The organism is Streptomyces seoulensis (assembly GCF_004328625.1).
GTDB lineage: Bacteria > Actinomycetota > Actinomycetes > Streptomycetales > Streptomycetaceae > Streptomyces > Streptomyces seoulensis.
The window spans coordinates 598408-620592 of the sequence record NZ_CP032229.1 but is presented as its reverse complement, the minus strand read 5'-3'; the positions used below and the strand labels follow the sequence as shown (position 1 = coordinate 620592).

Annotated in this window: 18 protein-coding genes; 2 read left to right on the top strand and 16 right to left on the bottom strand. The window is 74.1% G+C overall.

Translation table 11 applies throughout. From position 1 onward, the window contains the following. Positions 1-102: 102 nt before the first annotated feature. Together D0Z67_RS02850 and D0Z67_RS02845 are read left to right on the top strand one after the other, a co-directional pair. Complete coding sequence (locus D0Z67_RS02850) at positions 103-1476, top strand: NAD-dependent succinate-semialdehyde dehydrogenase (RefSeq protein ID WP_031181823.1); 1374 nt, start codon at positions 103-105, stop codon at positions 1474-1476. Between the two features lie 46 nt (positions 1477-1522). Next, a complete protein-coding gene (locus D0Z67_RS02845) occupies positions 1523-2896 on the top strand; it encodes a mycothione reductase (RefSeq protein ID WP_031181822.1) in 1374 nt (457 codons plus the stop codon). A gap of 17 nt (positions 2897-2913) precedes the next feature. Here the strand turns inward: D0Z67_RS02845 and D0Z67_RS02840 are convergent, their stop codons facing one another. From D0Z67_RS02840 to D0Z67_RS02770, 16 genes are all read right to left on the bottom strand, one after another. Beyond that, on the bottom strand, positions 2914-4011 hold the full coding sequence (locus D0Z67_RS02840) for a zinc ribbon domain-containing protein (RefSeq protein WP_031181821.1): 1098 nt from the start codon (positions 4009-4011) through the stop codon (positions 2914-2916). A 5-nt stretch (positions 4012-4016) separates the two neighbouring features. After that, on the bottom strand, positions 4017-4586 hold the full coding sequence (locus tag D0Z67_RS02835) for a phage tail protein (protein WP_031181820.1): 570 nt from the start codon (positions 4584-4586) through the stop codon (positions 4017-4019). Then, on the bottom strand, positions 4583-6541 hold the full coding sequence (locus D0Z67_RS02830; protein ID WP_031181819.1) for a putative baseplate assembly protein: 1959 nt from the start codon (positions 6539-6541) through the stop codon (positions 4583-4585). The genes D0Z67_RS02835 and D0Z67_RS02830 overlap by 4 nt, the downstream gene beginning before the upstream one ends. Next, positions 6541-6963, bottom strand: a complete 423-nt coding sequence (locus D0Z67_RS02825; RefSeq protein ID WP_031181818.1) for a GPW/gp25 family protein — start codon at positions 6961-6963, stop codon at positions 6541-6543. The genes D0Z67_RS02830 and D0Z67_RS02825 overlap by 1 nt, the downstream gene beginning before the upstream one ends. Then, positions 6960-7280, bottom strand: a complete 321-nt coding sequence (locus tag D0Z67_RS02820) for a PAAR domain-containing protein (RefSeq protein WP_031181817.1) — start codon at positions 7278-7280, stop codon at positions 6960-6962. The genes D0Z67_RS02825 and D0Z67_RS02820 overlap by 4 nt, the downstream gene beginning before the upstream one ends. A 44-nt stretch (positions 7281-7324) precedes the next feature. Then, positions 7325-9148 (bottom strand): VgrG-related protein, encoded by a 1824-nt coding sequence (locus tag D0Z67_RS02815; RefSeq protein ID WP_031181816.1) that lies wholly within the window; start codon positions 9146-9148, stop codon positions 7325-7327. Continuing rightward, a complete protein-coding gene (locus D0Z67_RS02810; RefSeq protein WP_031181815.1) occupies positions 9145-9870 on the bottom strand; it encodes a CIS tube protein in 726 nt (241 codons plus the stop codon). Before D0Z67_RS02810 ends, D0Z67_RS02815 begins: the two co-directional genes overlap by 4 nt. Positions 9871-9919: 49 nt before the next feature. Continuing rightward, positions 9920-10345, bottom strand: coding sequence for a phage tail protein (locus D0Z67_RS02805; RefSeq protein ID WP_031181814.1), 426 nt, complete (start codon positions 10343-10345; stop codon positions 9920-9922). Between the two features lie 70 nt (positions 10346-10415). After that, positions 10416-13391, bottom strand: coding sequence for a hypothetical protein (locus D0Z67_RS02800; RefSeq protein ID WP_131589613.1), 2976 nt, complete (start codon positions 13389-13391; stop codon positions 10416-10418). Positions 13392-13395: 4 nt separating this feature from the next. Beyond that, positions 13396-13554 carry a DUF6760 family protein gene (locus D0Z67_RS29600; protein WP_165507338.1) on the bottom strand — a complete coding sequence of 53 codons (159 nt, stop codon included), beginning with the start codon at positions 13552-13554 and terminating at the stop codon, positions 13396-13398. Beyond that, positions 13551-14048 (bottom strand): zinc-ribbon domain-containing protein, encoded by a 498-nt coding sequence (locus D0Z67_RS02795; RefSeq protein ID WP_031183844.1) that lies wholly within the window; start codon positions 14046-14048, stop codon positions 13551-13553. The genes D0Z67_RS29600 and D0Z67_RS02795 overlap by 4 nt, the downstream gene beginning before the upstream one ends. Further along, complete coding sequence (locus D0Z67_RS02790) at positions 14045-14485, bottom strand: phage tail protein (protein ID WP_030803419.1); 441 nt, start codon at positions 14483-14485, stop codon at positions 14045-14047. The genes D0Z67_RS02795 and D0Z67_RS02790 overlap by 4 nt, the downstream gene beginning before the upstream one ends. 48 nt (positions 14486-14533) lie before the next feature. Then, a complete protein-coding gene (locus D0Z67_RS02785; protein WP_031183843.1) occupies positions 14534-16093 on the bottom strand; it encodes a phage tail sheath family protein in 1560 nt (519 codons plus the stop codon). A gap of 141 nt (positions 16094-16234) precedes the next feature. Continuing rightward, the gene (locus tag D0Z67_RS02780; protein ID WP_031183842.1) at positions 16235-18280 is read right to left on the bottom strand and encodes an ATP-binding protein; all 2046 of its coding nucleotides are present in this window, start codon (positions 18278-18280) and stop codon (positions 16235-16237) included. Then, on the bottom strand, positions 18277-18984 hold the full coding sequence (locus D0Z67_RS02775) for a Pvc16 family protein (RefSeq protein WP_031183841.1): 708 nt from the start codon (positions 18982-18984) through the stop codon (positions 18277-18279). The genes D0Z67_RS02780 and D0Z67_RS02775 overlap by 4 nt, the downstream gene beginning before the upstream one ends. Then, positions 18981-22175 carry a DUF11 domain-containing protein gene (locus D0Z67_RS02770; RefSeq protein ID WP_051888171.1) on the bottom strand — a complete coding sequence of 1065 codons (3195 nt, stop codon included), beginning with the start codon at positions 22173-22175 and terminating at the stop codon, positions 18981-18983. The genes D0Z67_RS02775 and D0Z67_RS02770 overlap by 4 nt, the downstream gene beginning before the upstream one ends. Positions 22176-22185: the final 10 nt, after the last annotated feature.

Genomic DNA, 22185 nt, shown 5'->3' with positions numbered 1-22185 from the left:
TCCGGACCTGCCCAGGGGTACCCGATCGGTCGTACCGTCCGGTAACGCCCGGCGGCCGCCACCCGCACCGCGGCTTTCCGGACCGGAGAACGAGAGGACGTCATGGAGCACTACCGAATCGTCAACCCCGCCACCGGCGAGACCGAGCGGGAGTACCCGACCGCGACCGACGCCGAACTGCGCGAGGCGCTCGAAGCCGCCGACACCGCCCAGCGCGAGTGGGCCGCCCGGCCGCCCGAGGAGCGCGCGGCGGTGCTGCACCGGGTGGCCGACCTCTACGAGGAGCGCAAGGACCAGCTCGCCGCGATCATCACCCGCGAGATGGGCAAGCCGGTCCGGCAGGGCCTCGGCGAGATCGACATCGCCGTCTCGATCTACCGCTACTACGCCGACCACGGCGAGGAGTTCCTGAAGGAGGAGGAGCTGGACGTGGCCTCCGGCGGCCGTGCCGTCATCCGCAAGGAGGCCGTCGGCACCCTGCTCGGGATCATGCCGTGGAACTTCCCGTACTACCAGGTCGCCCGGTTCGCCGCGCCCAACCTCATGCTGGGCAACGCGATCCTGCTCAAGCACGCCCCGCAGTGTCCGGAGTCCGCGCTGGAGATGGAGCGGATCTTCCAGGACGCCGGGCTGCCGAAGGGGGCGTACGTCAACATCTTCGCCACCAACGAGCAGATCGAGGACGTGATCGCCGACGACCGTGTCCAGGGCGTCTCCCTCACCGGGTCCGAGCGGGCGGGCGCGGCCGTGGCCGAGATCGCGGGCCGGAACCTGAAGAAGGTCGTGCTGGAGCTGGGCGGCTCCGACCCGTACCTGATCCTCGGCGTCTCGGACATGTCCCGCGTCGTGAAGAACACCCTCCAGGGCCGCATGCTCAACGCGGGCCAGGCGTGCAACGCCTCCAAGCGGATCATCGCGCTGGACGAGCACTACGATGACTTCGCCGAGCAGTACACCGAGGCGATCCGCCGCATCGTCCCGGGCGACCCCACCGACCCCGGCACCTTCATGGGCCCGCTCTCCTCGGAGAAGGCCGTCCAGACCCTGGACGAGCAGGTCCAGGACGCCGTCTCCAAGGGCGCGACCGTGCTGGCCGGCGGCCGCCGCATGGACCGGCCGGGCGCCTGGTACGAGCCGACGGTGCTCGCCGGCATCACGCCCGACATGCGGGCCTACCAGGAGGAGCTGTTCGGCCCGGTCGCGCTGCTGTTCAAGGTGGGCTCCGAGGACGAGGCGGTCGAGTTCGCCAACAACTCGCCGTACGGGCTGAGCGCCTCGGTGCAGACCGACGACGACGAGCAGGCCGAGCGGGTGGCCCAGCGCCTGGCCACCGGCATGGTGTTCCTGGGCGGCCCGGCCGGCACCGCCGCCGAGCTGCCCTTCGGCGGGGTCAAGCGGTCCGGCTTCGGCCGCGAACTGGGCCGCTTCGGCATGGAGGAGTTCGCCAACCACAAGCTGGTCCGCATCACCCGCTGACCGGGCGAACGGGCATGAAGGCCCGCCGAAGGGACACGTTCCCGGCATGCGCACTCATGACCTGATCGTCATCGGAGCCGGGACGGGCAACGCCCTCGTCGACGACCGCTTCGCCCACCTGGACGTCGCGATCGTCACCGAGGGCCCCTTCGGCGGCACCTGCCTCAACGCGGGCTGCATCCCCAGCAAGATGCTCGCCGCCACCGCCGACGTGGCCGACACCGTCCGCGACGCCCACCGGCACGACGTCGACGCCGAGCTGCGCCGGGTGCGCTGGGCCGACGTCCGCGAGCGGGTGTTCGGGCGCCTCGACGCCGACGCCAAGGAGGGCGAGGAGGGGCGCCGGGCCTCGGACCACGTCACCGTGTACCGGGGCCGGGCCCGCTTCACCGGCGAGCGCCGGCTCACCGTCGAGACGGAGAGCGGCCCGGTGGAGCTGGGGGCCGGCCGGATCGTGGTCGCGGTCGGCGGCCGGCCCGTCGCACCCCCGGTGGTCGCCGACTCCGGGCTGCCGTACGAGACCTCCGAGACCGTGATGCGCCTCGACGCCCCGCCCGAGCGGCTGGTCGTGCTCGGCGGCGGGTACATCGCGGCCGAACTCGCCCATGTCCTCCACTCGGCGGGCAGCCACGTCACCGTGGTCGAGCAGCAGGACCGGCTGCTGGCCCAGCAGGACGAGTCGGTCTCCGAGGCGTTCACCACCATCGTGCGCGACCGGTGGGACCTGCGCCTCGGCCGGGAGCTGACCGGGGTCTCCGGCGAGCCCGGCGATCTGCGGCTCACCCTGGACGACGGCACCGAACTGCGTGCCGACACCCTGCTGGTGGCCGTCGGCCGCCGCCCCAACGGGGACCGGCTCGGCCTGGACGCGGCCGGGATCGACGCCGAGGACGGCCGCGTCACCGTGGACGAGCACCTGCGCACCAGTGCCGAGGGCGTGTGGGCGCTCGGGGACGTCTCCACGGCCGTACCGCTCAAGCATGTCGCCAACCGTGAGGCGGAGGTGGTCGCGCACAACCTCCTGCACCCCGGCGACCTTCGCACCATGAGCTACGACGCGGTGCCCGCCGCCGTGTTCAGCCGCCCGCAGATCGCCCAGGTCGGCCTCACCGAGCAGGAGGCCCGCGAGCAGGGCCTCGACTACGTGACCGCCACGCACCGGTACGAGGACGTGGCCTACGGCTGGGCGCTGGAGGAGACCCAGGGCTTCTGCAAGGTGCTCGTCGACCGGGGCACCGGCCGCCTGCTCGGCGCCCATCTGCTCGGCCCGCAGGCGGCCACCCTCGTCCAGCCGCTGGTCGTGGCCCAGACCTTCGGCATCACCGCGCGCGACCTCGCACGGAGGCCGCTGTGGATTCATCCGGCCCTGACGGAGGTCGTGGAGAACGCCCTGCGCGCGCTGGACTCCACGGCCTCCTGAGCCTCACGTCCGCCGCGTCACGTCCGCTGGAAGAACTCCACCTCGCCCAGCGCGACGTGCCGGCCGCCGGACAGGCCGACCGGGTCGCTGAGCGTCAGCCGGATCGAGGTGACGTGGCTGATGCCGACCGCGAGGGGCTGCGCGCCGGGCTTGTCGTTCAGGTCGATCTCCTTGCGCTCGACCTTGCCGTCCTCGGAGTAGACGTCCATGGCCAGGTGGAGGGCGCGGGCCTGGGTGCCGTAGTCCTCCGCGTTCCTCGACGGGCCGTTGGTGAAGATGACGTCCACGAACCGGAACGGCTTGGCGAAGGAGTACGTCACCGACGCGCTCCTGCCCGGGATCGCCCAGTAGCGGTTGGCGAGGCCGTCCGTGGTCAGCTTGGCCGGGTGGCCGGGCAGTTCGGCCGTGGCGATGACCCGGGTGGGGCTGACTGCCTTCGGCGTGCCCAGCTTGTCCCGCGTGTCCTCGATCAGCTTCCGCCCGGCCGGGAGCAGCAGGAACCCCGCCACGCACAGCGCCAGCACCACCGCGAGGATCACCAGCAGCCGCGTCAGCGCGCCCGAGCCGGCCCGGGTGCGCCGCCGGAACGGCCACACGGTGCGCCACCACGGCAGCGGCTCCGCCGCCGCGACGGGCGCAAGCGGCGCGGCGCACTTGCGGCAGAAACGGCGGTGCGGCGGGTTGGGCGTACGGCAGACCGGACACGGGATGCCGGACGTGTCCTCGTCCGCCGGGAGCGGCCGGACCACCGGACGCGGCGCGACCGCCTTGGCCGGCTTGACGGGCTGGGGAGCGGGCGGCTCGGGGGCCACCGGGCGCGTGGGCGCGGGGGCCGGTGCCGGGGTCGGTTCCGGTACCGGTACCGGTGCGGGCGTCGGCGTGGGCGGCTCGGCCTCGTCGCGCCGGGTGGGCGCGGGCTCGGCGGCCGACTCGGGCGCGGGTTCCGGCTGTGGTTCCGGTTCCGCGACCGGTTCCGCGGGTACGGCGGCAGCCGCTCCGCTCCGGCTCCGCGAGGACCGGTCCGACCCCTCCGACCAGCCCAGGTAGCTTCCGCAGTTGCCGCAGAAGTCGTCCGTCGCCTCGTTCGCCGCCCCGCAGGCGGGACACTCGCGCATGGCCGTCACTCTCCTTCGCCGGAGCCGGAGGGCGCGGCGGAAAGGACCTCGACCCGGCATCGCGTGTGCACCGGGACCAGGGCCCGGATCAGTTCATGGACCCGTGACTCCTCGACCGCCGTATCCCGGCCGGGCCACACCCGTACGACGATCTCCGCGTCCGGCGCGGGCGGCAGCTCGCTGCCCGGGGTGCCGGACCAGGTGGCGCCCCCGTCGCCCACCACTTCGGCCCGTACCCCGAGGATCAGCCGGAGCGCCTCCACCAGACCGCGCTTCGTACCGCGCCAGCGGTGCAGCTCCATCGCCCGGACCGCGGCCTCGCGACGCAGCTCCAGCGGCCAGCGCGGGTCGTCCACGCCGCCCACCCAGGAGGCGAGCCAGGCGACGAAGTCGGCCGGGGCCACCCGTGGGTCGAGGTAGGCGGGCAGGTTGTCGAGCGTGCTGAACACCGGGGCCAGGACCGTGTCCAGACCGGCGGTGAACCGCTGGGCGAAGTCGTCCTCCGCGTACAGCGCGGGCAGTTGGCCGCCGATCGGATGGCGGCTCGGCAGGCCGGGTATCGCGGCGCGGCTCATACCCGCGCCTCCGGCTCCGCCGCAGTGACGACCACCTGGTGCTGGTACGGGAAGACCAGCGCGCCCGCGCCGATGTCGACCCGGTCCACCGGCGTACCGCGTCGCCCGGTCACCGGGTCGGCCGGGAACAGCCGGATGTCCTCCACCAGCACGTCCCCCACGGCACGCTGGAGCACGCCGAACACCTCCCCGTACTGCACCGGGCGCCCGAACGGCCAGCCCGTGCCGTCGGGGCCGCCGTGCAGCGGGTCCAGGTGGTCGTAGAGCGCGGCCAGTGCGGTGGCCCGTACCCGGTCCGCGACGGCGGCCGGGGCGGTGAGCCGGGCCACCACGGTGACGCCCTGGTAGACCGGCGGCTCCACCACCAGGCGGGTGCCGATCAGGCGCCGCTCGTCCAGGGCCTCGGTGATCGCGGCGAGCACCTGGTCGGACGGGATGAGCTGCTCGAAGCGAACCCGGCCGTCGTCGTCGGGCACCGCGTCCGGCACCACCAGCACCCGGACCGCGCCCGGCTCGTCGGCGGCCGGCAGACAGCGCACCCGGCGCACCGACGGCGCCGCCTGCCGGGCGATGATCTCGTGGTCCTCGGCGGTCACCGCGCGCTCCTGCATGCGCAGCGCCTGCGGGGCGCGCAGCCGGGCGTTGGCCACCGTCTCACCCGCGACCCCGCCACGGGCCGCCTCCCGGTTGCCGACCCGGGCCACGTACGGCACCGAACTGCGCAGCACGTTGATCGCGCCGCGCGCCACGTTGCCCGCCGGGCCGCCGCCGGTGCGGTAGCGGGCCACCCGGACCTGGGCGCCCTTGGGCGGCACCGCGCCGCACGGGCGCAGCGTGCCGTCGGGCTCGCGCAGCGCGGGCGCGAACCCGAACTCGCCCGAGGTGGCGTCCACCCGTACATGCCGGTCCTCGGGGCCGGAGCGGCCGAAGTGCTCGACCACCTGCCAGCGCTGCCAGCCGTCGGCGGAGGACACCTCCACCACGGGCGGCTCGCCGTCCAGCAGCACCGGCGGCCGGTCGAGGCGGAACGTCTGTCCCGCGACGCCCTCGGAGGCGCCGAGCGGCACGTCCGTCACCGTCTCCGCGTGCTCCACCGTCATGGTGCCGCCCACCGTGAACACGGCGGCCTCCCGCACGGTCGGCGACTCGGAGTAGAACGGCTGGCCCGGTTCGGCCGGCACCACCCGGCAGCGCAGCCAGCCCGCGTGCGTCCCGCCGATCACCGACGCCGTGTGCGACGCCGGGACGTACACGATGATCTCGCCGGGCCGGTTCAGACCGCCCGTGGTGTCCTCGCCGGTCTCGCAGCGCAGCCAGCGCGTGCCGTCCCACGCCTCCCAGACCAGCGGGGGCTGGCGCGGGTCGACGCCGACGCCCTCGACCCGGCTGTCCAGGCGGACGGCGACCACACAGCGCGGCACCGCCGTCGGCAGCCCGAACAGCAGCGCGTCACCGGGCTCGGGCGTGGTCTGGAAGCAGGGCACGTCCCGGCCCTCGGCCAGCGCGTTCGTCCGGTCGGTCTGCTCACCGCCGCGCGGCGCCGTCACCAGCCTGATCAACTCGCTCGGCACGATGCGCAGTTCACCGGTGGTGGCGAAGACGACGGAGTCCTCGTCCTCGCCGGCCGCCGTCGTCACCTCGGTGCCCGCACTCAGCGTCACCGGCTCCGGCTGCGGCGCGGAGAGCCAGAAGTCGACCTCGGCTGCCGCGGCCGACGGCGGGAACAGCCGGATGCCCAACAGATCGAGAAACGCCAGGTAGTTCTTCTCCGGGACCCGGTTCAGCCGGTACAGCAGCTGGTCCACCAGATAGGCGAACGTCTCGATCAGCGTGACACCGGGGTCCGACACGTTGTGGTCGGTCCACTCGGGGGCACGCTGCTGCACATACCGTTTCGCCTCGTCGACGAGCTGCTGGAAGCGCCGGTCGTCCAGATTGGGGGAGGGCAGGACCATCAGTCGCCGACCACTTCCTCGACACCCTCCTCGGAGGGGATCGTGTAGAACGGAAACACCAGATTGCGCCGGTCGTTGGTGGACCGCACCGTGTAGTGCACGTCGATGTAGAGCGTCCCGGCGTCCACCGCGTCGAAGGCCACCACCACGTCGTCCACGGAGATCCGCGGCTCCCACCGCTCCAGGGCCTCCCGGACCTGCTGCGCGACCCGGCCCGCCGTGTCGCCGTCGCCCGGCGCGAAGACGTAGTCGTGGATGCCGCAGCCGAACTCGGGCCGCATCGGCCGCTCGCCGGGCGCGGTGCCGAGGACCAGCCGGATGGCCTCCTCGATCTCCCGCGCCCGCTCCACCATGGCGATGCCGCCGGTGGGGCCGACCCGCAGCGGGAACGCCCAGCCCCGGCCGATGAACCGCTCGCTCACAGCACGCCACCTATCTCCACGCTCAACTCACCCATCACGATCTGCGCCTGGCACGCCGTCTTGTCGCCCATCGTCGCGGCCGGCAGCCCACCGATCAGCACGCCCTCGCCGACCAGCGCCATCGGGTCGGGGATGATCACGTTCGCCGGGCCGGTGGCCGCGTGCGGCGGGACCACGCACACGTGCAGGCTGCCCACCACGGCGGCCGGACGGCCCCCGATCAGCACGGTCGCCACCCGCGCGGCGGCCATGGGCGGCGGGGTGGTGATCCGGCCGCCATGGCTCGTCGGATCACCGGTACGGGCTGCGGCCGGCATCGTGGACTCCTCGGTAATCGACAACAACAAGCTTGCGGGACAGCTCAGTTGATCCGGATGAGCTTGGCCTTCAGGACACCCAGCAGACCACCGTCCACCTCGACGGAGGAGCGTCCGGTCACCGCCACCGCGCGCCCGGACACGGACACCCGCGACTGTCCGTCGATCGTCACCCGGCGCCCCTTCAGGGTCACTTCGCCCCGGGGCGCGCTCAGCGTGATGTCCTGCTTGTCCAGCACCATCGACGTGCCCACCTGCCCCGGCGAGCGGTACACCGTCACCTCGATCCGGTCCTCGCGGTCGTCCATCCGGACCTCCAGACGCTTGTCCGCCGTCACCAGCCGCAGCCCCGACGGACCCGGCCGGGGCGCGTCCAGCAGCTCCAGCCGGTGCCCCGAACGCGACACGACGGAGCGCCGGTTGACCTTCCCGCTGGTCTTGTCGATCAGCGGGACATCGTGCTTCGACGGCTTGTCCACGCCGTTGTAGAGCCCGCCGAGGACGTAGGGACTGTCCAGCAGCCCCTGCTCGAACCCGACCAGCACCTCGTCGTTGACCTCGGGGCTGACCACACCGCCGCCGCCCTTGCCGCCCCACTGCACGGTACGCGTCCAGTCCGAGACATAAGTATCGTCCAGCCAGGGGAACTTGAGCCGGACCGCGCCCTGCTCCGCGCCGTTCGGCTCCCGTACGTCGGTGACCACGCCGATCGCCAGACCCGGAATGCGCGCACCGCGCGATCCTCCGGCCCCGGCACCGGACAGCCCGGTCAGCGAGGGGTCCGGGCGGGAACTGACCCACAGGGTCGTCCGGTAACCGCCGTGCGGCTCCAGCACGTGCTGCACCGCCGTCGCCGTGTACCGCCCCGAGAAGGCCGGCCCCACGTTGCCCAGCGCGACCGCCTTGCCCGCGCGCAGCGCCGGATTTCCGGTGGTCAGCGCCTCCAGGTCACCGTAGGACGCGCTCACCTGCTCCGCCGTCGCCCGCGCCACCGCCGCCGCCTCCGCCTGCGTGCGGTACGGGGTGTCGGCCACCGTCACCTGGGTCTTCTTCCCGAACCGGTTCACCGACGCCGGATTCAGACCCGGCACCACCGTGCCGCTGGTGATGGACGCCTGCTCGGCCACCACCGCCCGCTTGGTCGTCGCGTCCCACCCGCGCACCTGCACCTTCTGCGCCGCGTCCGCCATCGACAGCGACGCCCGCAGCGCCAGCAGGTTCCGCCCGTACTCCAGCACCAGCGGGCTCCGCGTCGCGGGCGTCGACGGCGACGGCGCCCCGGATGCCTTCACCGGACGCGTGAACTGGACGACCCCCTTGTCGTCCACCCGTACCTGCGCCCCGCATTCGCCCGCCAGATACTGCAGGAAGTCCCAGTCGGAGACGTTCGCCTGCGAGAGCTGCTTGTGCGTGACCGCCGGCGCCTCCACCTTGCCGCAGGCCAGCCCCGCCGAGGTCACGACCTTGCGGATGATCGCCGCCGTCGTCATGTCCCGGTACGCCACCACCTTCCGGCCGCGCTGCAAGCGGTGCGCCTTGGAGTACGCGCGCACCACGGTGAACGTGCCGGTGCCGTCCCGGTCCAGTTCCAGCGCCGTCACCTCACCGCTGAACAGCGGCTCGCTCGCCTGCCCCTTCACCGTCACCACCGACACCTTCAGCGGGGTGCCGATCGTGACGCCGGTCGCGGCGAGGAACTCGTGCTGCGGATCGCGGTAGGTCAGCACCGCCGTGTCCGGCAGCCCCACGCTCTCCTCGATGACACAGCTCACCAGCTGTGTCGCCCAGGTCTTCGGCAGCTCGCCCGGCGCCTCGACGACCGGGTCGGCCGCGAACGACCGGACGTCACCCGACTCCGCAGCCGTCACCGTTCCTCCTCCTCGTACCCGGCGTCCCGCAGTCCGGGCACCACCAGTTCGGTGCCCGGCTCCAGCGCCATCGGGTCGTCGATGCCGTTCGCCTCGGCGATGGCCCGCCAGGCCGTCGCGTCCCCGTACTCCCGCCAGGCGAGCATCGCCAGGCTGTCGCCCGCCACCAGCGTGTGCGTGCTGCGCGCCGTCCGCGCGCCCGAGGTGGGGTTCTGCCCCGGCGGGTCGACGCTCGCCTCCTCGATGGACAGCGAGCAGGTGGCCCGCAGCGGCTTCCCGTCCACGTCGAACAGCGTGTACGACACCGACAGGCTGGACAGCACCCCGTCGAACGACGTCGTACGCGCCGTGCCCCACTCGAACCGCACCCAGGGGCTCGCCGGCTTCTTCCGGCCGAGGCTCGCCTGCGTGGGCACGCACGCCTTCATCAGCTTCTCCACGGCCTGCTCCACGGAGTTGTCGTGGGTGGCCGTCGCGTCCAGGAAAACCTCCAGGCTCAGCACCCGGGGACCACTGCCCACGAACTCAGGCAGCGCCGACTCGCCCGCCATGCGGGCGGGGGAGCGCCGCCACTCGGTGGACTTGCTCAGCTCCAGCGTCGACGGGTTGAACTGGAGGTCGAGCCGCGCGAGCGTGCCGCCGGGCTTGGCGCCGACCGAGGCCGGCGGCTCCTTGAGGGTGAGCTGCGCCCTGGCCCGGCTGGCGCGGACCGATGGGGACATGGGTGGTTCCTTCCTGGGAAACGGAGGCTTCGGCTGGACGAGCGGGCGGTCAGGAAGGGACCAGCCCCTCGTGCGCGATCTCCAGCGTCTCCACCGCCGCCTGGGAACTGGCCGGGTCGAACGACGGGCCCTGCCAGCGCACCGGCACGATCCCGTACACCTGCCAGCCGATGATCCGGCTCAGGTCGGGGCGCAGCGCCACGATCTCGCCGTCCTTCGGCTCCACCCGGCGCAGCGTCTCGTCCAGCCATCGGCCGATCTTCGCCGTGTCCGCCGTCACCGGTCGGGTCAGCGTGATGTTCGACCAGGTCACCCGGCCCGGCAGCTGCCAGGTGAACCCGTTGTTCCCGCCCTCCGCGTACGTCTCCATCTCGACCTGCGCCCCCATGCCGGAACACGTGTGGAAGGCACCGAGGTCGTTCCCGCCGATGGCGAGCCGGAAGAACACGCTCGTGGCGAAGATGTTGTCGGTCATGCTGCTCGGGTTCCGTCCGTGGGGCGTTCAGGGGTGGCGGGGTGTCTTGGGTGGGCCGACGGCGGGTGCCTCAACGGCGGCCGTCGAAGGGGCGGCCCGTGCGGTCCCGGCCCCGGCGCAGCTCGTTGCGCAGGAGACGGGAGACGGGGTCCAGCAGGCGCCGGGCCAGGTCGTCGAGGTCGGGGGAGGACTCGGCGGCGGCGGGCTTGCTCCGGGTGGAGCTCTTGCCCTGCTTCGAGGGGGTGTTCGCGGGTTGCGCGGCGGGGGTGCCCTGAGCGGGCGGGGTGGTGGTGCCGGTCTTGTCCCGCTGGATCTGGGTGTGGACCACCGGGGGTGTGGGAGTCGGCGCGGTGGGGACCACGTCGCGCTGGATCTGCGCGGGGCGGACCAGCGGGGGCGTGGCGTCGGCCGTGGCGGGGCCTCCGCCGCGCGTGGGGCGGACCACCGGAGCGGGGGCCGCCGGGGTGGCTTCGCGGGCGGGGGAGTTCACCAGGAAGGGCTGTACGGCCGGAGGCTGGGGCGCGGTGACCGGGAGCGGGCGTGGCGCCGGGGCGCTGGGGGTCGCGGCCAGCGGGGTGGGGCGGGCGGCGCGGGAGGGGGAGGGCGTGACCGGGGACCGGGGCGCCCGCTGGACCGAGGCCGACGGCTGCTGCGTCCCGGCCGCCGGCTCACGTGCCCAACGAGCGGCCACCACCGGGCGTTCGGCCGTCCTGCGCTGGGCGGGCGCGGCCATGGGCGGTGCCTCCTCGGTGCTGAGGGTGAGGGGGCGGGCGGGCAGCAGGTTCAGGGTGGGGGAGGGCTTGGCGGTGGCCGTGGGGGCGGGCTGCCCGGTGAGGGTGACCGCTCGGGCCACGACCAGGGGGGTGGTGCCGGGGGTGGGGCGCGGGCGTACGGGGGTGCGGGGTGCCGAGGCTGCGGGGGTGCCGGGTGCGGAGGCCGGGCTGGAGCCTGGCGTACGGGGTGCCGAGGCATCCGGGGTGCCGGGTCCCCGGCGGGTGGGCATGCCGGACTGGGCCGTGCCGGGCGCGGGCTGGGCCGGGGTGCCCGGGTGTGCGGGGTGCTGGTCGGTACGGGCGGTCCGGACGGTGGGCCTGACCGGGCGGGCGGGGGTCAGGGGGACCGAGCCCTGACCGGTGCCGGACGCGGTGCCGGGGGCAGCGCCGGACGTGGTGCCGGGAGCGGTGCCGGGCGTGCTCGGGCGGGCCGAAGCCCGCTGTACGGACGCCGGTTGTACGGAAGCCGGGTTGGTGCCGGACGCCTGCGGGGCCGACGTGCCGGGGCGCGCCGGGGTCAGGGGCACCGGGCTCTGGCCGGTGCCGGACGCGGTGCCCGATGTGCTCGGGCGTGCGGGGCTCTGGCCGTCGGGGGCCGTGGCCGGGGACACGGGACCCTGCCGCTCCGGGGCGCCCAGGGTCGGGCGCTCGGAGGTGCGGGGCGTGGCAGCCGGGCTCGCCGGGGCGCGCTGGACCGCAGGACGCGTGCCCTCGGGGGACGCGGCGGGGCGCGCGGGGGCGCCGGGTGTCTCCTGCACGGGGGCGCTCGGACGGGCCACGGTCAGGGGGGTCGAGTCGGCGGGGGTGCCCGTCGACGCGGAGTCCGTGGTGGCGCGGCGCTGGACGGCAGCGTCGGGCGTCGGCTTGTCGGCGCCGGCAGCACCGCCCAACAGAGGCTTGTGCGACGGCTGTTGATGCGCGGGCGCGGCAGACCGCTGCACCGGCGCCCGCCCGGACCGCTCCCGGCTTCCGGGCACGTCGGCCGTCGGCGGCAGCTCCGACATGGGTGCCCCCAGGCCCGACCGGGTACGCGGAGCCGGCGCCTCGGCCCGGCGCTGGACGGGCTCGGTGGACGGCGCGGGCCGCTCCCGGGCCGCCGTCGTCTCCGGCCTGCTCTGCACCACCGGAAGCGCGGGCCCCGCGGTGTTCCCTTCCACGGCCCCATGCTTCATCGGCACGGCGGTGGGCGGGAGTTGGGTCAGGGGTTCGCCCAGTGGCGGACGGCTCCCCTCGCGCCGCTGGACCGTCGCGCGGTCCACCTGCTCCGCCCGAGCGGCCTGCGGCTCCGGCTCGGCCTGCGGCTGCCGCTCGGCCTGCGGAGTGGGCGCGGTCGCCTTCGGGGCGGCGGTCGCCACCGGAGTCACCCGGCGCACGGGACCGGCCGGCCGCCGGGCCACGATCAGCGAGCGGCCCACCGGAAGCGGCCGCACGGACGTGGTGGCCGGGGCGGCGGCGCGCCCGCTGGCACTGCCGGACGGCGCCGAAACGCTCTCGGTCCGCGCGAAAGGGCGCGTCGGCACCGGACCCGGCGAGGCAGCGCCGCCCGAACGGGGTTCCACCACCGCGACGCGCCGCACCACCGGCAGCGACGCCTTCGGTGCCGCAGCCGACGCAACCGCCGTCCGCTGCACCGGCGGAGCCTCCCCGGCGCCCAGCACAGCCGGAGACCCCGAAGACGTGAGCCCCCGCTGCTCCTCGACAGAGCCGATGGAGCCGACAGAGGTGACAGCGCCGACAGGGTCGGCAGCCGTACGCCGCTGCACCGCGGGCGCACCGGAACGCCCGGCCCCGGCGCCCTTCCGGGACGCCGATCCGGACCCCGCCGCCCGCTCGCCCTGCCGGGGCCGGGCGGCCACCACCCGCTCCTGTCGCACGCCGACGGCAGGAGCGGTCTCCTCCGCTTCCTCCCGCCGTACCGCACGCAACAGCAGCGGCCCGCCGCCGCTGAACGTCTCCGAGGACGCGGAAGCGGGCCGGGCGACGCCCCGCACCAGACCGGCCGGAGCCGAGGGCAGCACCCCGTGCGCGAGCCCGGTGTCGAAGGACGGGTCGCGCCAGGCCGCCAGCCCCGCACGGAAACCGAGGCCGTCACTGACCGCCAACGGGGCCCGGGACACCGTCAGTTCGGGCGTGGCGGCGGCACGCCAGCCGCCGTCCCAGCTCTCGGGCACGCCGACGCCGGCGGACGCCCGCTCCACTGGCGCGGAGCCGGCGTCGCCGGCGTTCCCGGCGGCGGGCGGCCGGGGCCGACGCACCCTGTCTCGCCATCCCATGCGGTCAACCGCCTTCGTTCACGCGGGTGTTGATGCGGGCGATCTCGGTGACCCACTCCCGGCGCTCGGCATGGGTGAGGTCGAGGATCTCCTCACGGCTCCAGTGGAAGTGGTAGGCGACGTACGCGATCTCCTCCCGCAGCCGGGAAGGCGCGTACGTCACGATTCCCCCAGGCGCCCACCCGAGAGGTCGACCTCGAAGCCGCCCTCGCAGTGCGGGCAGGTGACCGCCGCACGTGTGTGGCCCTCGCTGTTGACGCGCCGGTAGAAGTCCTGGAGGAACGCGACATCGGTCGCGTACATCCGCTCCACGATCCCCGCGTGCACATCGGTGACCGTGCCGATCCGGGTGATCACCTGGCTGAGCAGCACGACACTGAGGTACGCGGGATTCTCTTTGACCCGCAGGTCGATCTGCGGGCGCAGCTCGTCGCGGGCCGTGGCCAGGCGCATCGAGCCGTGCCGGTGCACGGTGCCCGCCTCGTCGACGTACCCGCGCGGCAGCTCGAACTCGAACTCCGTGCGCAGCGCGGGTTCCTGGCGCGGCGGCGCCGCGGGCGTGAACGGCTTGGACACCGCCTCCGCCTCGTCCTTCGCGGGAGCCGTCGCCTGGAGGATCTCGTCCAGGTTGCCCGCGGTCACCGTACGGCGCCTCATTCGACGATGATCTCCTCGAACACGATGGTCACGGACTCGGTGGCGGCCGACGACTCGCCCGCCTTGAGGGACGGGCCCTCCCACTTGGACGCCCAGCCCTGCATCAGCTGGATGCGCCGCACGGTCTCACCGGTGGAGTCCTTGATCTCGATGGTGAGGTTCTGCCGCGCCGTGTCCACCGCGCCGTTGTTCAGCGTCTCCTTGATCCAGGAGGTGAACTCGCTGCTCTGGTCGAGTCCGCGGGTGATCGTGATCTCGCCGGCCTGGCGGGCGCCCGGCTGCTTGCGGATGATCTGCTTGCCCTCGGAGCTGACCTGCCGGACCTCGACGACCTCCTCCTCGACGCTCAGGCCGCTGATCTCCTGGATGGATTCGACCAGGTAGCCGCCGAGCTGGACGCCGAAGATATGGGTGGAAAGAGCATCGCCCTCAGCCATGACTGTCTGTCACCTTTCTGGGTGGATAAGTGCCGGAAGCGACGGACGTCACTCGTCGACGAGGCTGGTGCTGTCGGAGAACTGCGCCAGCCGGAACACCACGAACTCGGCGGGCTTGACCGGCGAGACACCGATCTCGCAGACCACGCGTCCCTGGTCGATGGACTCCTGCGGGTTGTTGTCCCGGTCGCACTTGACGTAGAACGCCTCGGCGGCCGTCCGCCCGAACAGCGCGCCCCGGCGCCACTCCTCGGTGAGGAAGGCGCTGACGTTGCGCCGGATGCTCGACCAGAGCCGGTCGTCGTTCGGCTCGAACACCACCCACTGGGTGCCGAGCAGGATCGACTCCTCCAGGTAGTTGAACAGCCGGCGCACGTTCAGGTAGCGCCACGCCGGGTCGGAGGAGAGGGTGCGCGCACCCCAGACCCGCACACCCCGGCCGGGGAAGGTACGGATGCAGTTCACGCCGATCGGGTTGAGCAGGTCCTGCTCGCCCTTGCTCAGCCGCAGCTCCAGGTCGACCGCGCCGCGGATCACCTCGTTCGCGGGCGCCTTGTGCACCCCGCGCTCGGTGTCGCTGCGGGCCCACAGGCCGGCCACGTGCCCGCTGGGCGGGACGGTGATGTTGCGGCCGGCGGCCGGGTCCAGCACCCGGACCCAGGGGTAGTACAGGGTGGCGTAGCGGGAGTCGTAACCCGCCTCGTCGTTGCGCCAGTTGCGGACCTGCTGCGCGGAGAGGCCGGGAGGGGCGTCCAGGACGGCGACGCGGTCGCCCATCTGCTCGCAGTGCGAGATGACGGCGAGCTGCACCGTGCGCAGGCCCTCGGCGTCGATGTCGCCGCGCTGGTAGGCGCTCATCAGGTCGGGGACGGCGACCATGGTGATCTCGTCCACGCTCTCCAGGCCGGCGAAGCCGGTGCGCGCGTCGGCGTCACCGACGTACTCGGCCGGGTCCAGCCGGGCCACCTGGCCGGAGGTGGCGGGCGCGGGGGAGGCCGGGGCGTCCGGGACGGCGATGGTCTGCGCCGCCGGCCGCGTCTGGTTCCCGCCGCGCTGCTCGGTGACCTCGATCAGCTTCGAGTTGCGGGCCTGGGTGGGCAGGTAGCCCTTGACGTTCCGGCGGGTCGAGGCGTCGTAGGTCTCGGCCACCTGCTCGCCCTGGCGGACCAGGACGCGGAAGCGGTCCTCCGGCGGGTTCTCGCCCTCCGGGTCGGCGATCTCGATGGACACGCCGCTCACACCGGGCTTGGCCGCGATCTGGAAGCCGCCCACCTCGACGGCGAGCGCCGCCTGCTCGCGCCGCGCGCCGTCACCGTTGCCGGCCGGGGCGGAGGAGTCGTCGGCGGAACCGCCGACGCGCACCACGTAGGCGGAGCCGCCGCCGTTGGCGAAGTAGCCGTAGACGGAGTGCGGCAGGTACGCGCCCTGCACGAAACCGCCGAAGGTACGGGTGTACTGGTCCCAGCTCGTCACCAGCGTGGGCTCGTGGAACGGGCCGTCCTCGGCGAAGCCGACGAACGCGGCGACCGCGGTGCCCACACCCTCGATCGGGCGAGCACCGGACTGCACCTCCTCCACGTAAACACCTGGGGTGAGGTACGTCGGCATGCTCGCTCCTTCACGGGTCCTGCGGTCCGGGTCTCCTCCACCCTTTCCTCAGGCCGTGCCCCGGGGCAGGGGACATCGGGCCCTGCCCGGGGGCAGCGCGACTGCCCGCGCGGGCGGACGGGCCGCACCGCGCGTGCAGGGTCAGGCGGCCGTGACCTGCGCGAGCCAGGGACCGAACTCGGCGGCCAGCACCAGCCGGCCGAGCTTGCGGTACTCCTGCGCGACCGACTGCACGACCTGCCGCATGGTCAGCTCATTCCCCGAATCCGCCGCGAGATACGCGGCCGTCACCGCACACGACCGGATCGAGCCGCCCGCCAGCTCGAACCGGTCGGCGCAGAACTTCAGGTCGACGTCTTCCGCGCGCGGCAGCCGGTCACCCAGGCACCGCTCCCACAGCGCGAGCCGCTGCGCCGCGTCCGGCATCGGGAAGTCGGCCACCACGTCGAGCCGCCGGGTGAACGCCTCGTCCAGGTTGGCCCGGAGGTTGGTGGTCAGCACGGCGATGCCGTCGAAGGACTCCATCCGCTGGAGCAGGTACGCCGACTCGATGTTGGCGTGCCGGTCGCGGGCGTCCTTCACCTCGGAGCGCTTGCCGAAGATGGCGTCGGCCTCGTCGAACAGCAGCACCGCGTTGACCGCCGACGCCTCGGTGAAGATCCGCTCCAGGTTCTTCTCGGTCTCGCCGATGTACTTGTCCACCACGGTCGACAGGTCGACCACGTACAGATCCATGCCGAGGTCGGTGGCGACCACCTCGGCGGACATCGTCTTGCCGGTGCCGGACTCCCCGGCGAACAGCGCGATCACGCCACGCCCCCGGCCGCCGCCCGGCCGCATGCCCCACCGGCCGAGCACCTGATCGCGGTGACGGGCGCGCACCGCGAGCTCGCGCAGACCCCGCAGGGTCCTCGGCGGCAGCACCAGGTCGTCCCAGCCGACCGCGGGCTCCACCCGCCGCGCCAGCCGGGCCAGCCCCGCGCCGTTCTGCGCCCGTACGGCGGCCCGTACGTCCTCGGCGTCCACCGGGCGACCGGCGAGTCCGGCGGTGCGCACGGCGGCGTCGGCCGCGCGCCGGAGCTGGCCCGAGTCGAGCCGGTGCGCGGCCACGGCACGCGCCAGGTCCTCGCTGCCCGAGCCGTCCGGGGCACCGGACGCCTCCAGCGCGAACCGCCAGCGCACGGCCTGCTGTTCGGGCGAGGAGGTGCCCACCGTGAAGGACACCGGGGTACGGACGGCCCACCCCGGGTCCCAGACCTGCGCGCCGTAGGTGAACAGCGGGATGCCGGACAGCGCCGCGCACACCGTGCGCAGCACATGGGTCCGCTCGGCGGGCTTGTCGGGGAGGTCGTCCAGCGGGCCGAGCACCACCCCGGCGCCGGTCAGCCGGGCCTCGCGGGCGGCGGCCGCGGCGAGTGAGGGCAGGTCACGGGCGTGCCGGGCCAGGGCAACCGCGTCCAGCACCAGCGGGACGCGGCCCGCTTCGCGCAGCGCCGCGTCCGCCAGGCCCTCGGGGGCACCGCCGACTGCCCGCAGGTGCACATGCCCGGTGCCGCTCCGGACCCCGGCCGCGGCCCGCCGGACCAGCGCGGGGTCGGCGGCCGGGTCGGCCGTCTGCTCCCCGAGCACCGAACCCAGGCGGGCGTCCGGCGCGGTGTCGCCCAGCAGATGCGCGGTCACCCGGTCGGGCACCGTCAGCACCCGGGACAGCGGCGGCCGTTCCGGCTCGTGGACCTCCAGCAGCCCGCCCGCGAGGAGCGGGGCGCCGGGGGAGAGGCGGAAGCGGGCCGGGGAGAGCCCGGTGTGCCCGCACAGTTCGAGGGCCAGCCCGACCGTGGGCCGGCGCCGGGTGAGGTCGTCGTTCAGATAGCCGTAGAGCTGCTCGAAGCGGGCGTCCAGGTCCGGCGCCAGGGCGACCAGCAGCAGGTCCAGGTCGAGCGGGCTGAGACCGAAGTCCCGGGCCAGGCGGCCGAGGGGGGTGTCCTCCGCCGACCGTTCGGGCTCGGTGGCCGACGGCTCGGCGCGGGTGTCGAGGACGCGCTGGGCGGCCTCGGGGGTGAGGTACTGGCCCCGGTAGGGGTCGTCCGGGTCGGGGTCGACGGCCCGCCGTGCGGCGACCGCCTTGCGTACCCGTTCCTCCACGGTGTGCAGCCGGTGCCACAGCTCCGGTTCCACGGGGTGCGTCATGGCTGGCGGTCACCCCTCCTGCGGCGCCGGGCCGGCGCGGGCCGCCGCTCCCGGGACCCGCCGAAGCCCTCGCCGCCTGGATCGTCGATCTCCGCGTACCGCAGCCGGCGGGTGGACTCCGGCTCGTCCGGCAGGGAGTGGGGCACCGACCGTACGACCAGGCCCTCGGTGACCGGGGGCGCGGCCACCCGCTCGATGCCGGCCAGCGGGGCGCGTACCCGCAACCCGAGTGACGGCTTCAGCTCGCCGCCCAGCGCGGACCACACGTCGGACGCGGCCGGGGCGTCCAGACCGGTGCCGCCCGCGTCCAGGCCCACGATCAGGCCCAGTTCGGCGAGCGAACCGGTCAGCAGACGCGGGGCCAGGGTGTCCGTGGACACCAGGGTGGACAGCACCTGGGACAGCAGCCGGTGCTCGTCCTGCGGGCGGCTCGCCCACGCGGTGACGAGGTACGTCAGCTCGAACCACCGGGCGGGCGAGCGACGGGCGACGACGAAGCCGTCCTCGTCGTAGATCTCGCCCGCGCTGCTGTTGCGCCGGGAGTTGTCCTCGCGGATGTCGTACAGGAACGCGCACACCGTGGGCGCGCTGCGCCGGGCCGCCCAGTCGCTGGTCGGCGCGTCGAAGACCACCTCGACGCCCGACGCTGCCAGCCCGGACTCCTCCAGCAGGCCCCGCAGGGCCTCGTCGACCTCGTGGATCACCGGCGGGTCACCTCGTCCGGCGGCTGCACACTGCCGTTGACGACCAGGAAGTCCGTCTTCACCGGGGAGAAGCCGGGGCCGCTCGCGGTGATGGTGCGCGGGCCCGTCTGGTCCTTGGCGAGGATCAGGAGCTGCCCGATGAACGTGCCGTCCGGCAGCGGCACCGTCGGCGCGGCGGCCGCGGTGATGCCGGGCTTCCAGCGGAACCGGACCGGCACGCCCGGCGGGAAGTCCTTGCCGCGCACCGAGGTCACGAAGCCGGGCTTGCCGATCGGCGGCACGGCGACGATCTTGGGCTGGAGGACACGCAGCCGCTGCCGGGCGGAGTTGTCGCCTCGGTCGGCGTCCGTACCGGTGGTGGTCAGGGTGCCGGTGACCTCGGCGGTCAGCGCCTTCTTCGGGGTGAGCACGACCTGAAGGGTGCTGCGGGCACCGGGCGCCAGATCGGGCAGCGCGCAGAGCCAGTTGGCGTCACAGCCGGGCGGGCGCCCGTTGTTCGGGATGTCCGCCGGCAGCCCGATGCGCAGCCGGAGCCCGGTGGCCAGCGCGTTGCGGCCGTTGCGGACGGTGTACGTGACGACCACGCGGCCGCCGACATAGCCGGGGTTCGGGTTGGCGGTGACCGTCACACCCGGACCGGCCTTCGGCGCCGGGGGTTCCGGGACCGGCGGCGCCGGGGGCGCGGGCGGCACCGGAGGCGTCGTGGGCGGGGTCGGAGTGGGCGGGGCAGGGCTCGGCGTCGGGTCGGGCGGGGCGGGCGCCTCGCGCACCGGGACCACCGTGCGGTCGGTGTTGTCGCTCGGGTCGGGGTCGATCACCGCGCCGGTCACCGACCAGTCCACGGGCTGGTCGCCGGGCGTGACCCCGGTGAAGGTGACGGTCACCGGGACGGTGGCGCCGGGCGGCACCACGCCGAGGTCGCAGGTGAGGCCGCGCACGTCGCAGTTCCGGCCGGGCGCGGTCAGCCCGGTGACGGTCGCACCGAGGGGCGGCGCCACGGTGAAGCGGGTACCGGGAGAGGCCGCGGGGCCCTGGTTCACGACGTCGACCCGGACGGTGCCGGTACGGCCGACGATCACCTGCCCCGAGGTGTCCGGTGCCTGTACGGCCAGGTCCACGGACTGCTGTACCGAGGGCTCCTTCTGACGGCCCGCCAGCCCGGTGGTGAGCGGGGTCAGGGCGCCCGACTCGACGTCCACCCGGCTCAGCTTCTCCGGGCTGTTCGCCGCGAGCTGGGCACGCGAGCTGAACACCAGAGCGGTGCCGTCCGCGGTCCAGGCGGCGTCACGCGGCTGGAACGGACCCGTGCCCGCGTTCGGCAGCTCCCGGCCGCAGGCGCCCGGCAGGCCGCGCCCGGCGGCGGGCAGCAGCACCCGGCAGTCGTCGCCCGACACCGAGGTCAGCAGGAGCCCGCCCTGCTGGTCCACCCGGCCGCCACCGGCCTTGCGGTTGAAGGCGATGGTCTGCCCGTCCGGCGAGAAGGCCGGGCTGTCGTCGATGACGTCACAGGCGCCGGGGCAGTCGGCGGCGCTGAGGTCGCGCTGCTGGCCGAGACGGTCGACCGGGACGGTCCAGATGTGCTTGTTGCCGTTGCCCCCGTTGATCACCTGCGTACGGGTGAAGGCGAGCTGGGTGCCGTCCGAGGACCAGGTCGGCTGGGCGTCGGTGCCCTGCGCCTGTCCGGCCGGCGGAGTGATCGTGCCCCGCAGCGCGCCGGTCGCCACGTCGGCGATGAGCACCTTGCTGGGACCGGCCGCGTCGCCGGTGCCGCCGGGCGAAGTGCGCCGGAAGGCGATGTACCTGCCGTCCGGGGAGAAGGTCGGGTCGGTGTCCCAGTCCTTCGCGCCGCGTCCGGCCAGCGGCAGCGGCCGCGCGTTGGAGCCGTCGGCGTCGGCGAGCCAGATCCGCTCGATGCGTCCGGCGTCGGAGTCCTCGAACCGGGTCAGCACGATCTGCCGCCCGTCCGGGGTGTAGTTCTGCCGCTCCGTCCACGGGTCGGACCCGGCGGCGGGCTGGAACAGCGGGTCCTTCGTCGGGTCCGTGTTGGTGTCGGCCGCCGGGTCCTCGTTCAGGATCGTCAGACCCAGGTCACGGGGGTCGGAACCGTCCGCGCGGGCGTCCTGGAGGGTCACCACGTGCGGTCCGGCGGCGGTGGTGCGGTCCACCACGGTCCCGCCGCCGTCCACCGGTCCGAGCCAGGTGACCGTGCCGACCTCGCGGTCCTCGGTCAGGACGAGCGACCGGTTGGCGTCGTTGTCGGAGTGCACGACCGTCTTGAAGACGTGGTCGAAGTCGCCCTCGCAGGTGCAGTCGCGGTCCGGGCTGAGGAACAGCAACTGGTTCCCGTCGGGCAACCAGGCTGCCCCATGGGTACGCCAGCCTGCCTCCGTGGCGCCCAGCAGCGGGCCGCCGTCACCCGAACTCGCGTAGACATAGCGGAGCTTGGGGCCGTCTGCGGTGGTCGCCGTGTAGGCGATGATGTCCCGCTTCTCGGCGTTGTCCAGCGGGTTCCACGCCGGTTCGCTCGCCGTGCCGTTCGCCGGATCGGTGACCCGGTTCACGGTGCCGCCGCCGAGCGGGCGGACGTAGACCTGCTGCCCCACCAGGGGATCGGCGTCACTGGAGTACGCCAGGCGCTGCCCGTCCGGCGACACCGTCGGGCACTCCTCGTCGGCCGGGGTGTTCGTCAGCCGGGTCAGGCCCGTGCCGTCGGTGCGCACCAGCCACAGGTCGCGCTGGGTGGCGCCGCCGGGACCGCCGGGCTCGGCCGAGTCGAAGACGACCGAGCGGCCGTCGGGCGTCAGCCGCGGGTGTGCCGCGTCCCGGCCGCTGGTCAGCTTGGCCACGGAGCCGTCGGCGGCCCGGAGGTAGACCTGCGGGTTCCGCTCGTCCCGGCGGCTGGCGAAGACCAACTGGTCGCCCAGCGCCGAGGGTTCCACGTCGTAGTGGGTCGCGCCAACGCCGAACAGCGGGGCGCTGGACTTCGTCGTCTCCACCCGGCCCAGGCTGCGGTGCCGGGTGCCGGCGTAGGCGATCCGGGTGACCCCCTCGTCACCGGCTCGGGGGCGGGCCTTCGCCGTACCGGGACCGGCGGCCGCCGTCACCGCCAACAGGGGGACCAGCAGCAACAACGCCAGGCCGATCCGCTCCAGCGGGTACCGCCACCCGCCGGCCTTGTCCGTGCCCGTCACGGGCCCACCT

Coding starts and splice junctions, on each gene's coding strand:
- D0Z67_RS02850 (WP_031181823.1), top strand. CDS start 103: ATGGAGCACTACCGAATCGTCAACCCCGCCACCGGCGAGACCGAGCGG.
- D0Z67_RS02845 (WP_031181822.1), top strand. CDS start 1,523: ATGCGCACTCATGACCTGATCGTCATCGGAGCCGGGACGGGCAACGCC.
- D0Z67_RS02840 (WP_031181821.1), bottom strand. CDS start 4,011: ATGCGCGAGTGTCCCGCCTGCGGGGCGGCGAACGAGGCGACGGACGAC.
- D0Z67_RS02835 (WP_031181820.1), bottom strand. CDS start 4,586: ATGAGCCGCGCCGCGATACCCGGCCTGCCGAGCCGCCATCCGATCGGC.
- D0Z67_RS02830 (WP_031181819.1), bottom strand. CDS start 6,541: ATGGTCCTGCCCTCCCCCAATCTGGACGACCGGCGCTTCCAGCAGCTC.
- D0Z67_RS02820 (WP_031181817.1), bottom strand. CDS start 7,280: ATGCCGGCCGCAGCCCGTACCGGTGATCCGACGAGCCATGGCGGCCGG.
- D0Z67_RS02810 (WP_031181815.1), bottom strand. CDS start 9,870: ATGTCCCCATCGGTCCGCGCCAGCCGGGCCAGGGCGCAGCTCACCCTC.
- D0Z67_RS02805 (WP_031181814.1), bottom strand. CDS start 10,345: ATGACCGACAACATCTTCGCCACGAGCGTGTTCTTCCGGCTCGCCATC.
- D0Z67_RS02800 (WP_131589613.1), bottom strand. CDS start 13,391: ATGGGATGGCGAGACAGGGTGCGTCGGCCCCGGCCGCCCGCCGCCGGG.
- D0Z67_RS02795 (WP_031183844.1), bottom strand. CDS start 14,048: ATGAGGCGCCGTACGGTGACCGCGGGCAACCTGGACGAGATCCTCCAG.
- D0Z67_RS02790 (WP_030803419.1), bottom strand. CDS start 14,485: ATGGCTGAGGGCGATGCTCTTTCCACCCATATCTTCGGCGTCCAGCTC.
- D0Z67_RS02785 (WP_031183843.1), bottom strand. CDS start 16,093: ATGCCGACGTACCTCACCCCAGGTGTTTACGTGGAGGAGGTGCAGTCC.
- D0Z67_RS02780 (WP_031183842.1), bottom strand. CDS start 18,280: ATGACGCACCCCGTGGAACCGGAGCTGTGGCACCGGCTGCACACCGTG.